The following is a 12,042-nucleotide window of genomic DNA, read 5'->3' as shown; positions in this document are numbered from 1 at the left end:
CGGACACCGGCTATGTTCGTCCGACATGGCCCGAAACCGTCCCGTCCGCCGCCTCCTCGTCGGGTCGCTCACCTATAGATGGGGTGCGGGCCACCGTCACAAGCGCTACCGGGACGAGGAAGGCCGTCCGCGCTGCGACGGCTGCCGAGAGGTCCTGAGCCTGCGGCAGGAGGGGGCGCCTGGCCGGTTGTTCATCGTCTTCCACGAAGGACCGGGCCGCATCGTCAACGACGGCATGTTCCACGACGGCGGAGTGCTGCGAACCAGCGACCGCGCCTACCTCAACCTGCATCGCCCCGGTGTCGTCCGTGCCCTGCTGGACGAAGCTCTGGCGGGCGGACACGACTTCGCGTCCGCCGGAACAGCCGAGATCAACGGCTGGGACCTCATCGACGGCGCCCTGGAGCGCCTGCCCCCGTCCGATCGACCTGCTCGCCGGGACGTCTGAAGCCCGGGGCCGTCCAGCCTGCGCCGGAGGCGGGCGCCGCCTCCCTGGTGAACCAGCCGTTGGGGCCCATGGCCTACACCGCTGAACGCGCCCTCCCGGCCGGGAGATCCTGGGCCGGCTACGCCTCCCACCGGCGTCAGCGCGGAGGGCGCCTTGATACGCGATGCCATCAGCAGGACCGCAGCGTGGGTAGCGGGAACCTGGCGGCGCGGGAAGCTCGCACGGTCGGCCGGGCGTCATATCTTGGTCGACAGCTCTGCCGTCGCCAGCTGCATCGTTCGGAGGGCCGGTCGTGTCCGAGAGGAGCCGTGATGGCCGCGGCCCTACGCCACTGAGCGCGGCATCCGCGCCACGGCCGCCGGATCCTGGGAGCGCCGCCGAGCGGTCCTCCATCGCTTTCTCTAGTACCGAGCGGATCTTTTTGGGCACAGTCGTGGCGCTCGTCGTGTGCGCCATCGTGATGCTGGTCGGGGGAATTATTGCCTTTGGGGTGGTCGATCCGATGGTCCACTCCGAAAAGAAGGCGATCACCTCGACCCGGCTCTCCGCCGGAGTCACGCCCTGGCAGGTCTCGGTGCCCAAGTCGGGTAACCGTCACCACGCCGGCAAGGCGCTCGCCTACCGGCTGTCCGCAGGAAATGCCGTGGTTTCCATCTTTACCGTGCCACATCTGAAAAGGACCTGGTCCGAACGCATCTTTCACGCCGGTCCCGAGTACTTCTTCGACGGCCACCTCGACTTTCAGTCCGACATGGCCTGCGCCTCCGAAGCCCGGCTCACCTGGCGGTTGCACGACAAACGCGGACGGTTCCCTCTCTCCCACGAGGTCCGGTTCTACGACCTCAGCGTGCCCACCGACTCGATCACCTTGACCGCGCAACTCGACGGCCCCACCTCGTGTACCGGGATCCTTCGCCTCATCGACCCCAAGGTGACCAACGAGTCCAGGGGCGGCATCGGTACGGGCGCGAGCCTTTACACGGCGAACCCGCTTCCCGAGGTAGAAACCACCCGCAAATAGCCGCCGACAGTTGGCTGGCTCACGGAGCGCTGTATGCGGACCTTCCCGTCCCGCCGCCGGTCATCTCCGGAACGGTGATCCGGCCGCAGGTCGAGCGCCTGCCCAACGGCGGCGCGCCCGAGGGAGTCCGAGACAGCTTTCGGACGAGTGTGCGCAGGTCGGCTCAACTGTGCGAATCGTCGATCACGGCGACGGCCTCGACCTCGACGAGTTGGTCGTCATAGCCGAGTGTCGCGACACCGAGGAGCGTGCTGGGGGCATCATGGTCGCCCATGTACTCGCGGACGACCCGCCAAGCCTGAACGAGGTCTTCCTGCTTGGAGGAGGCGACGTACACGGTGGTCTTCACAACGTCGCTCAGTGTCGCGCCGGCGCCGCGCAGGGCCTCCTGGAGGTTGCGCATCACCTGGTGGGCCTGGCCTGCGTAGTCGCCGACGGCCACGGTGGCGCCGTCGCTGTCGAGTGGGCACGCTCCGGCCGTCCAGATGGCCCGTGTCGAGGGAAGGGACGCGGTCGCCGCGTAGGCGTATTCGACGACCTGGGCGAGGCGCTGGTTGCGGACGAGGGTGACGCGGTCAGTCATTACGCTCCATTTCGGATGGTCCTTAGTATCTAAACGGGCGAAAATCAACTGCGGTTCCCCGAGCGGTCTCCACAAGCCGCTGCCTTCGTATCAACCGCACCCTCATCGCATTGCCACACGCTGCTTGTTGCGCCGATGGGCGCGTTCATGAGGAAAATCCAGTACCGGATGAGGCAGGCGAGTACGAAGCCTCCCATGACCGGGCCGACGATCGGCGCGAACCCCCCGAGCGCGCCGAAGACACCGCAGACGCGCCCGCACGGGAGGGCCGCCCCACATATGAGAAGCGCGCCGCGCATGGGGAGCGCGCCGCGCGTGGGAGGTATGCCCGCGTGCAGGAGGGGGCGGCCTGCACGCGGGAGTGGTGTCCGCCTGCATATGCGGCGCGCGTAGGGGGCGTGCGCGCGCGTGGGTGGGATCCATGGGGGTGTGCCCGTGTAAGGCGGCGCACCTGCACGTGGGAGGGGCGTCCCGCGCGAGGGAGGCGCGCCCGGCATATAAGAGGGGCGCTCGTATATGGGGCGCGTCTGCACCTGGGAGGTGTGTCCGCGCGCGGGATGCGGCGCGCGCGTGTGGGAGGGGGCCCGAGGTATGGGGGTGTGCCCGCCTAAGGTGGCGCACCCGTGCATGGGAGGGACGTCCCGCGCGTTGGAGATGAGCCCGCGTGTGAGAGAGGTGTCCGTATATGGGGTGCGTCTGCGCGTGGGAGGTGTTTCCGCGCGCAGGATGCGGCGCGCGTATGGGGGCGTGCGCGCGCGCATAGGGGGCACGTGGGGCCCGGGGATGGGGGCATGCCCGCGTAGGGCGGCGCACCTGCGGATGGTAGGGACGTCGCGCGGGGTAGCCGCGTCCGCGTGTAAGAGGGGTGCCCCCGTGTAAGAGGGGTGTCCGCATATGGGGTGCGTCTGCGCGTGGGAGGCGTGTCCGCGCGCAGGATACGGCGCGCGCATGGGGGCGTGCGCGCATAGGGGCGTGCGCGGGTGTAGGTGGGGCCCGGGATGGGGGGCGTGCCCGTATAAGGCGGCGCACCCGCGCATGGGAGGGACGTCCCGCGCGTGGGGCAGCACGTCCATCGGGCCGGGGAAGCGGTCGAGGACCCGTCGGCCGGGTCGCCCGCCCAGCGCGACCGGGCGGTCGCGAGGGGGTGCCCACGTGGGAGAGGGGCGCTCGTATATGGGGTGCGTCTGCGCGTGGGAGGTGTGTCCGCGCGCAGGACGCGGCGCGCGCGTGGGGGCGTGCGCGCGTGTGGGTGGGGGCCCGAGGTATGGGGGTGTGCCCGCCTAAGGTGGCGCACCCGTGCATGGGAGGGACGTCCCGCGCGGGGGAGGCGTGCCCGCGTGTGGGAGGCGTGCCCGCGTGTGGGAGGGGTGCCCGCGTGTGGGAGGGGTGTTCGTATATGGGGCGCGTTTGCACGTGGGAGGCGTGTCGTGTGCAGGATGTGGCGCGCGCATGAGGGTGTGCGCGCATAGGGGGGTGCACGCGTGTGGGTGGGGCCCCGGGGATGGGGGTGTGCCCGTGTAAGGCGGCGCACCTGCGCATGGGGAGGGGCGTCGCGCGCGGGGGAGGCGTGCCCGCGTGGGAGAGGGGTGTCCGTATATGGGGTGCTTCTGCGCGTGGGAGGTGTGTCCGCGCGCGGGATGCGGCGCGCGCAGGGGGGTGCGTGCGTGTGGAAGGGGGTCCGAGGTATGAGGGTGTGGCCGCGTAAGGCGGCGCACCTGCGCGTGGGAGGGACGCCCCGCAGCCCCGCATATAGGAGGGGCGCTCCGCAAATAGGAGGCGCGCCTGCGTGTGGGAGGGGTGCCCCCATGTGGGCGGGGCGCCCGTATGGGGGGCGCGGCTGCATGTGGGATGTGTGTCCGCCCTTAGGAGGCGTGGGCGCGTATGGGGCGCGTCCGCGCTTGGGACGGGGGAGCGGATGGGGTTGTTGTCGCCTTGTCTGCGGTTCGGTGGTTAGGGCGTCCTCCTGGGTGGGGTGTTGTGGTGGGTCACGCGAGGAGGCGTTCGGCTGCTCTGGCTGCGGCCTTTCCGTCGTCGTGGGGGCAGTACTTGTCGAAGAACGTGTCGTAGGCGTCGACGTAGGCGTCCTGGATCTCGTCTATCGCCCGGAGTGCCTCGGCGACCTCGGTGGAGGTGGTGAGGAGGGGGCCCGGGGCCTCGGTCTCGAAGTCGAGGGAGAACCCGCGCGTGTGGTCGCGGTAGCGCGCCAGGTCGTAGGTGTAGAAGAGCATGGGGCGGCCGGTGCAGGCGAAGTCGAACATCGCGGAGGAGTAGTCGGTCACCAGGACGTCGGACGCCAGGTACAGGTCGGCGATGTCGGGGTAGCGGGAGACGTCGATCGTGAAGCCGTCCGATCTCGGGCGGTCACCTTCGGTGATCAGGAAGTGGGGGCGGACGAGGAGGACGTGGTCGTCGCCGAGCGCCCGCCGCAGGGCCTCCACGTTTAGTTCCATGGAGAACGCCCGGCGGCCCGGCGCCAGGTGGTGGTCGTCGCGCCATGTCGGGGCGTAGAGGACGACCTTCTTGCCCGCCGATATCCCGAGCCGCTCGCGGACGCGGGCGCCGAGGCGGTCGAACTCCGGGCTGCTCAGGACGTCGTTGCGCGGATATCCCGTTTCCAGGATCTCGCCTTCGTAGCGGAAGGCCCGCCGCATGGTGTCGGAGGTGAACGTGTTGGGGGAGAGCACGACGTCCCAGCGGGGGACCTCGTAGTCGATCCAGCGGAGGTTCTCCGCGCGCTGGGAGTGCAGGTCGCTGAGGTCGTAGCCGAGGCGTTTCAGCGGGGTGCCGTGCCATGTCTGCATGTACGTCTGCTCGGGACGCTTGGCGAATCCCGGGGCGAGGCCGTAGTTCGTGACGATGTAGCGGGCGCGCGCGAGCGCGCGGTAGTGCTCTCTCGTCCCGGCAATGAGGACCTTGGCGTCGCCCTCGACGTTGAATTGGCCGTCGGTGGAGATCCAGACGCACTCCAGCCCGGGATGGCTCCGCGTGATCTCCTCGTAGATGGCTCTGGGGTTGCAGCTGTACTGGGACGCGCCGTAGCTGTCGAACACCACCAGCTCTGTCAGCGGGCTCCGCAGGTAGACGGGGTAGTCGCGCTCCCAGAGGAGGCGCTGGGCGTGCCCGCCGCGTTCGTCCTCGGCCATGACGGTACGGCTCCTCAGTTGCAGCGCGTCCGTCTGGTGGACGCGGGCCTCGAATTCGTGTGTTCCGGCCGCCCGCCATTCCGGGAGGTCGGATATCACCGCGCGTTCGACGACGACCGGGATCTCTCCGGGTTCCGCACAGGTCGGTGGGGCGGCGTTCTGCGTGGGCGCGTGTCTTCTGTTCGGCTTGAACTTGACCGTTGCGGGCGTCGGCTTGGTCGGACGCGCGGGTCTTGCCGTTGTCTGGGCGGCTTTTGGAGGGGGCGAGGCCGTGGTGCTGCTCGCAGTGGGAGTGCCATCGGCTCTTTTGGCGGTTCCCGGAGTGGGGGCCAACAGGTCCCACAGGCCGGTGGTCAGGGGCCCGGCCGTTCCGAAGAGCGGCATGGCGCCGGGGGCGAAGGTGGCGGTGAAGGTCGGGCCGTCCCAGATGAGGGGGAGGCGGTGCTCGTCGCCCGAGGGACGGCGGCGGAGGATCAGGTGGGTGGGGCGGTGGTCGGGATCGGACAGGTCGCCGGTCAGCGTGAGGCGGTCGTCGGCGGTCCACCGGACGGAGGTGACGACGGGGCGGAAGCTGCGCTCGACGCCGCGCAGGTTGCCGTAGGCGGTGCGGGTGAGGGCGAACTCGCGGCCCCGGGTCGCGAAGCGGGCGCCGGGGAGGGTGCGGGCCACGGTCAGCCGCAAGGGGCCGTCGGCGCCGAGGAGGCGGATGTCCCAGTCGATCGCGTCGCGCAGGTGGGTGGCGGGGCCTCGTTCGGCGGCCTCCGGGTCGGAGTGGAGGGCGCCCAGAGGGAGGGTGGCCATGAAGTCGAAGCCGGTGCCCCTGTCCATGCGCATGCCCGCCGCCGGACGCACCGTCACCTCGCCCCGGACCTCCGGGCCGCCGTGCCGCCGGGTGGCGACGATCGCGGCACCGGGGCCGAGCGCGAGCCGCGTCCAGCCGGTGATCTCCAGCAGGTCGCCGACACGGCGGTAGCCGGTGACGACGGCCTTGGCGCGCTTGACGTGGACGACGAATCCCTGGTCGGCGGCGGGTTGGACGGCGACGTGCTCGTCGACCTGGCGCGGGGCCGCCCAGTTCACGGCGGGTTCGGCGGAGGTGAGGCGCTGGACGGCCTTGCAGCCGGACGCGGTGACCTCGGCGAACAGCTCCCACGTCACCGTCGGCCAGTCGTCGCCGTCCTGGAGGAGTTCCGGCTCGATCCGGATGGAGAACCCCGACCAGTCGTAGGAGACCAGCGACTGCCCCGACTGGACCGTGGCCTCCGGGCAGGGGATCCGCTCGACGGGGAGGCGGATCTCCTTGCCGGTCTTGGCGTCGTGCATCCAGATCCGGATGCGGGAGTCCTTGGCGGACGTCACGGCGAGCCGGTCGAAGTGGGCGTGGCCCTGGACGACCAGGGAGCCGGAGTCCCAGGTGACGCGGTCGACCTCGGCGTGGAGCCTGAGCTCGTCGGTGACGTCGTAGACCTCGTCCGGGACCGCCCGCGCCCGGTCGCCGTAGAACGGGTAGCGGGCGTACCAGCGCTGCCGCCGCCTGCCCCGGCTCACCAGCGGGACGTCGTGCAGCCCGTTCTCCTCGAAGCGGAGGACGTCGAGCAGTTCGGGCAGCATCCGTTCGCGCAGCAGGTGCAGTTCGAGGCGCTTGATCGCCTCCAGCCCCTGGAACGCGGACGGGGCCGCGGCGGCGACGATGTCGGCGCCCGCCTCCAGCAGGCGGTCGCGGTGCTCGCCGGACGCGGTGGGCAGCGCGAGGATCAGGGCGCGGACGTCCAGGTCGAGGGCGTGCTTGTCGTAGACGGGGAGCAGCGCGGGCGCGTGGTCGCCGAGGATCCCGCGCACCATCTCCAGCGAGGCGATCCGGTCGGCGGCGTTCGCCTGCGGGTTCGGGGAGGGCGGCTCCTGGCGGTGCCGCCAGAAGTAGACGGCCGTGTCGAGGACGTCCACGGCGGAGGCGAGGACGTGCGCCTCCAGGCTGACCGGCGGGTCCTCGTGGGACATCGCGGGGAACTCGAACCGGTGCGCGTCCCAGAACGAGCGCCGGTACACCTTGTTCCAGACGGTGCGGTCCTGGAGGAGGGCCGGATGGCGGGTGATGTGCGTGCGCTTCACCGTGGCCGCGTAGGCCCCGGCGTGCAGCGGCGACTGCCAGGCGCGGTCGTCGTCCAGGCGCAGGACGTTGCCGCCCGCGATGTCGGACCCGGTCGCCTCCAGCGTGCGGACCAGCAGCTCGTAGGCGTAGGGCGGCAGGGTGTCGGCCGCTCCGGCGAAGGCGAGGTACTGGCCGCCCGCGCGCGCGACACCGGCGTTGCGGGCCGGCCCGAGCCCCTCGTGGCCGCGCTGGACCAGGACGAAGCGGTCGTCGCGGTCGGCGAACTCCTTCGCGATGACGGAGCCGCCGTCCGCGGACCCGTCGTCGACCATGACGACCTCCAGGTCGCGGAGGGTCTGCCTGGCCAGCGACTCCAGGCACTCGGCGAGATGCGCCTCGACGTCGTGGAACGGGACGACGACGCTGATCTTGGGCGGCACGGGAGGCTCCGTTCTCAGTGGGTGGACGTGGCGTCCTGGAGGACGCGGTCGAGCACGCGGGAGGCGGCGCGGCCGTCGTCGAGCGGGCAGTAGCGCGCGGCGAACGCGGAGCGGGCCGCCGCGAACCCGGTGTCGAGCACGTCGGGCTCGGCGAGGGCGTCGATGACCTCGCGGGAGGTCGACAGCAGCGGGCCGGGCGCCTCGGCCTCGAAGTCGAAGTAGAAGCCGCGCACGTGGTCGCGGTAGCGCTCCAGGTCGTAGGTGTAGAACAGCATCGGCCGCCCGGTGACGGCGAAGTCGAACATGGCCGAGGAGTAGTCGGTGACGAGGACGTCGCTGATGAGGAACAGCTCGGAGATGTCGGGGTAGACCGACACGTCCAGGACGCAGTCGCCAGGGCGCCATCGCGGCCGGTCGGTCACCAGGTAGTGGGTGCGCAGGAGCAGCATGTGGTCGCGTCCCAGCGCCGTCCTGAACCGGTCGACGTCGAGTTCGAGGCGGAACGCCCGCTTCCCGATCGTGAGATGGAAGTCGTCCCGCCAGGTGGGCGCGTAAAGGACGACCTTCTTGTCCTGCGGGATGCCGAGCCGCCGCCGCACCGCGTGGGCGATCTCCTCGCGGTGCGGGCTGTTCAGGATGTCGTTGCGGGGATAGCCGCTTTCGAGGATCTCGCCGTCGTAGCCGAACGCCCGCCGGAACAGTGGCACCGAGAACGCGTTCTGGGACAGGAGCAGATCCCACTGCGGGACGTCGTGCTCCATCCAGTTGAGGCCCTCGGTGCGTTTGAAGGGCATCTCCTTGACGTCGTAGCCCAGCTTCTTCAGCGGCGTGCCGTGCCAGCACTGGACATAGGTCTGGTCCTCGCGCTTGGCGAACCACCGCTGCTGCGACCAGTTGCCGAACACATAGCGCGCCCGTGCGAGGGCCTCGTAGTGCTCGCGCGTTCCGGCGAGGACGGTGCGCGCGCCCGTCGGCTTGCCGAACTGGCCGTTCTCGGTGACCCAGACGCATTCGATGCCGGTGTCGCGGCGGCGCAGCTCGTCGTAGATCCCGCGCGGGTTGCACGAGTACTGGCGCCCCTTGTAGGCGTCGAACAGGGCCAGCTCGCGGACGGGCAGGTTCAGGTGGCGCCGGTAGTGGCCCGAGCGGAGCCGCTCCTGCGCGTACGCGCCGCGCTCGTCCTCGTCCAGCGCGGTCTCGATCCGCAGCTGGAGGTGGTCGGCCTTGCGCGCGCGCACGATGACCCTGTGCAGGCCGGTCTCGTGCGGCTCGGGCAGGTCGCGCAGCGTGTTGCGGCGGATGACGACGGGCTCCTCCTTCCCGCCGACCGCCGCCAGCACGTCCCACCGGCCCGCGACCAGCGGCCGGGACAGCCCGAGCACCGGCATCCGCGCCGGGGAGAACGTCGCGGTGAAACGGTCGCCGTCCCAGTGCAGCGGGACCGTGTGCTCCTCGCTGGACCGCCGGCGGCGCAGCAGCAGCACGGCCGGGCGGGACGCGGGGTCGGGGCAGGAACCGGCCAGGTGCAAGGCCCCTTCCGTGGCCCAGACCACCTGGTCTACGGCCAGGCCCCGCTCGCGCACGACGATGCGGAGCGTGTTCCGGCGCGTGGGTGCGATCTCCAGTTCCCCGCCGGGGAAGGGGAACACCGCTCCGGCGGCCCTCTCGTCGAGGTGCGGCCTGATTCCGCCGGGCAGGGAGATCTCCCAGTCCCCGGGCCGCCGGGCCAGCCCGGCCAGCGGCAGCTTCGCCCGGAAGCCCGCCTCGGTGGTGCCGGTGGCCTTCCGTATGCCCGGTCTGCTTGCCGTGCCGCCGTTCGTGGCGCGCACGGCTCGGCGGAGCAGCGTGCCGCCTCTGCCGTTCTCCGACGTGCGGCTCTCGAATTCATCGGCCGCCTTATCGGTTGAGGTACGGCCTCCGGCGGCTTCGGAGGGCGTCCGGAGGTCTCCGGTGGCTTCGGGGGTTCTTCGGTCGTGTGCGGCGTTGCTCTTGGGGTGCGCGTCGTTCGGTCGGCCGTCGTGCGGGTCGTCGCCGGCGCGGCTCGTCTCACCAGGACCGGCGCCGGCCGATCCGGGCTCCCGCTCACCGAGGTCGCGGGGGTCGACGGCCAGGCCGGTGGGCGGGCTGTCGGGCGCGTTGCCGGAGGCCACGCTGATCAGCGCTTGGAGCGCGCCTTCGGGTGTGCCGTCGGACGTGGCCGCGTTCGGCACGGGAGCGGGAAGGACGCCGGGCCCGTCGATCGGGCCCACCACGGTCGCGCGGCCCGCCCTCGGGGTGGCGGTGATCTGCGGCTCGTCGCCGAGGGGGGCGCGGCTCCAGCCGTCCAGCCAGAGCTCGTTGCCCTCCAGGTGGCAGCCGACGATCTGCGCCGTGGTCCGCCGCACCTGGAGGACGAACCGCCGCCTGCCCGCCACCCCCTGGACCAGGACGCCGGGCGCGCACTCGCGCTCCTGCGGCCACTGGCGGCTGGTGAGGGCCGGGTTGCCGAACGTGCGGCGCCGCCACAGCCCCCGGTTGATGATCTCCACGCAGGGGATCCAGTCGACGTCGCGCCAGCGTCCGAAGATCTTGAGGTTGGACGGGTCGATCTCCGCGACGAAGCCGGACCAGTCGTAGGAGACCACGGGCTGCTTGGAGCGCGCGGTCACGTCGGGGCGGCGGATCCGCTGCACCGGCACGCGCATGAGGCCCCGGCGGTTCGAGGCGAGCAGCCAGAGCCGGATGCGGGAGCCGTCCTCGGTGGAGGAGTCGAGGTGCCTGATGTAGGCGTGGCCCTCGATGCGGAGCCGCCCGTCCACCCAGAGGACCCGGTCGATGGCCGCGGCCGGGGTGAGCTCGTCGGTCACGTCGTAGACGTGGGACGGGACGGCGCGCTCGGCGTCCTCGAAGAACGGGTACTCGGCGAACCAGCGCGGCCGCAGCCCGCGCCGGACCCTCGGCGCCTGCGCGGGCGACCCGAGCTGGACGAACTGCAGCACCTCCAGCAGCTCGGGGACCATCCGCCGGCACAGCAGGTGCAGTTGCAGCCGCAGGATCGCGGGGAACCGCTTCAGCACGCGGGAGCTGATCTTCTCGGCCAGCGCGGCGCCGATGCCGACGAGTTCGTCGAGGTGGTCGTCGTCGGTCCGGGGCAGCGCGTCGAGGAGCACGCGCAGGTCGATGCCCACCAGCGCGTGCTCGTCGAAGGCGCCCAGCAGGTGCGGCGCGTAGTCGGCGAGCCCGGCCCGCAGGAGGCTCACCGATCGCATCCGCTGGGAGATGTTGTCCCAGCCGTGGCGGTCCTCGGTGATGGACCCCGGACGCTTGCGCCAGTAGTAGACCGTGTCCTTCAGGACGTCCACCGAGGAGGCCAGCGCGTGCGCCCGCGCCATGACCGGCGGGTCCTCGTAGAAGCCGGGGGGAAACCTCAGCTCGGCGTTCTCCCAGAACGCGCGCCGGTAGACCTTGTTCCACGATGTCCGGTCGCGCATCAGCAGCGGGTGGGACGAGACGTGCGTCCGCGACCGGGACTCCGAGAACAGCCCGTCGTGCAGGACCGACTGCCAGCTCCGGTCTCCGTCGCACCGCTCGACGTTCCCGCACGCGAAGTCCGAGCCCGTCCTCTCCAACGACCCGACCAGCCGCGCGTAGGCGTCGCGGTGGACGATGTCGTCGGCGTCGGCGAAGGCCAGGTACTTGCCGGTCGCCGCCTCCACCCCCGCGTTGCGCGCGGGCCCAGGGCCCTCGTTCTCCCGCACCAGCAGCCGGAACCGGGGATCGCGGCCGCACACGTCCTTGGCGATCACCGCGCCGTTGTCGGTGGACCCGTCGTCCACCATGATCACTTCCAGGTCGCGGTAGCTCTGCCCGGCCAGCGACTCCAGGCACTCCCGGAGGTACTCCTCGGTGTTGTGGAACGGGACGACGACACTGAGCTTTGGGGACATGCGGCCTCCAGGTCGGTTTCGCGCGGTGCCGCCTGAGGGCGAGCGGAACCTCGCCACACCGAGCATGGTGACCTGGCGCGTCGATCCGAACACGCATCGCGATTGCAAGGCTGTCGCCTGACGCAGACTTGACCTGCCCTGGCCCACGTTTACCGCCCCCTGAACCTCGGCCCGATGACCGTGCGGTCACCCTCGCCGCCGGGCCCGTCCTCGCACGTCCGAGCCCGACAACCCCATGCTCGGACCCACGCCCGCCCGGCAGAAGTAGAACGTCATTCTGTGGAAAACCCGGGGCGGCGGGGGATCCGTAGCCCGGCCGAGGTGGCGCACTCGTTCGCGGGGGGTGGACGAGTTAGTGGGGCAGTCGCCCCTGAAACAGGTGTGCGCGCTGA

Annotated in this window: 5 protein-coding genes; 2 read left to right on the top strand and 3 right to left on the bottom strand. The window is 71.1% G+C overall.

All coding sequences use genetic code 11. The features are described from left to right. Positions 1 to 25: 25 nt before the first annotated feature. Both GNZ18_RS28505 and GNZ18_RS28500 read left to right on the top strand, forming a co-directional pair. Positions 26 to 448, top strand: coding sequence for a hypothetical protein (locus tag GNZ18_RS28505; protein ID WP_156219641.1), 423 nt, complete (start codon positions 26 to 28; stop codon positions 446 to 448). A 433-nt stretch (positions 449 to 881) separates the two neighbouring features. Continuing rightward, on the top strand, positions 882 to 1,469 hold the full coding sequence (locus GNZ18_RS28500; protein WP_156219639.1) for a hypothetical protein: 588 nt from the start codon (positions 882 to 884) through the stop codon (positions 1,467 to 1,469). A 163-nt stretch (positions 1,470 to 1,632) separates the two neighbouring features. Here GNZ18_RS28500 and GNZ18_RS28495 read toward each other — a convergent pair whose 3' ends face one another. The 3 genes from GNZ18_RS28495 to GNZ18_RS28485 form a co-directional block, all read right to left on the bottom strand. Next, a complete protein-coding gene (locus GNZ18_RS28495; protein WP_156219637.1) occupies positions 1,633 to 2,052 on the bottom strand; it encodes a RidA family protein in 420 nt (139 codons plus the stop codon). 1,985 nt (positions 2,053 to 4,037) lie between these two features. Further along, entirely contained in the window at positions 4,038 to 7,724 is a 3,687-nt protein-coding gene (locus GNZ18_RS28490) for a CDP-glycerol glycerophosphotransferase family protein (RefSeq protein ID WP_173390912.1), read from the bottom strand. A 14-nt stretch (positions 7,725 to 7,738) separates the two neighbouring features. Continuing rightward, positions 7,739 to 11,650: a bifunctional glycosyltransferase/CDP-glycerol:glycerophosphate glycerophosphotransferase gene (locus tag GNZ18_RS28485; protein WP_173390911.1), complete on the bottom strand. Its 3,912-nt coding sequence runs from the start codon at positions 11,648 to 11,650 to the stop codon at positions 7,739 to 7,741. Positions 11,651 to 12,042 lie beyond the last annotated feature (392 nt).

The organism is Actinomadura litoris (assembly GCF_009733595.1).
GTDB classification, from domain to species: Bacteria; Actinomycetota; Actinomycetes; order Streptosporangiales; family Streptosporangiaceae; genus Spirillospora; species Spirillospora litoris.
The sequence above is the reverse complement of the archived record's forward strand: the minus strand, read 5'-3'. Positions and strand labels throughout refer to the sequence as shown.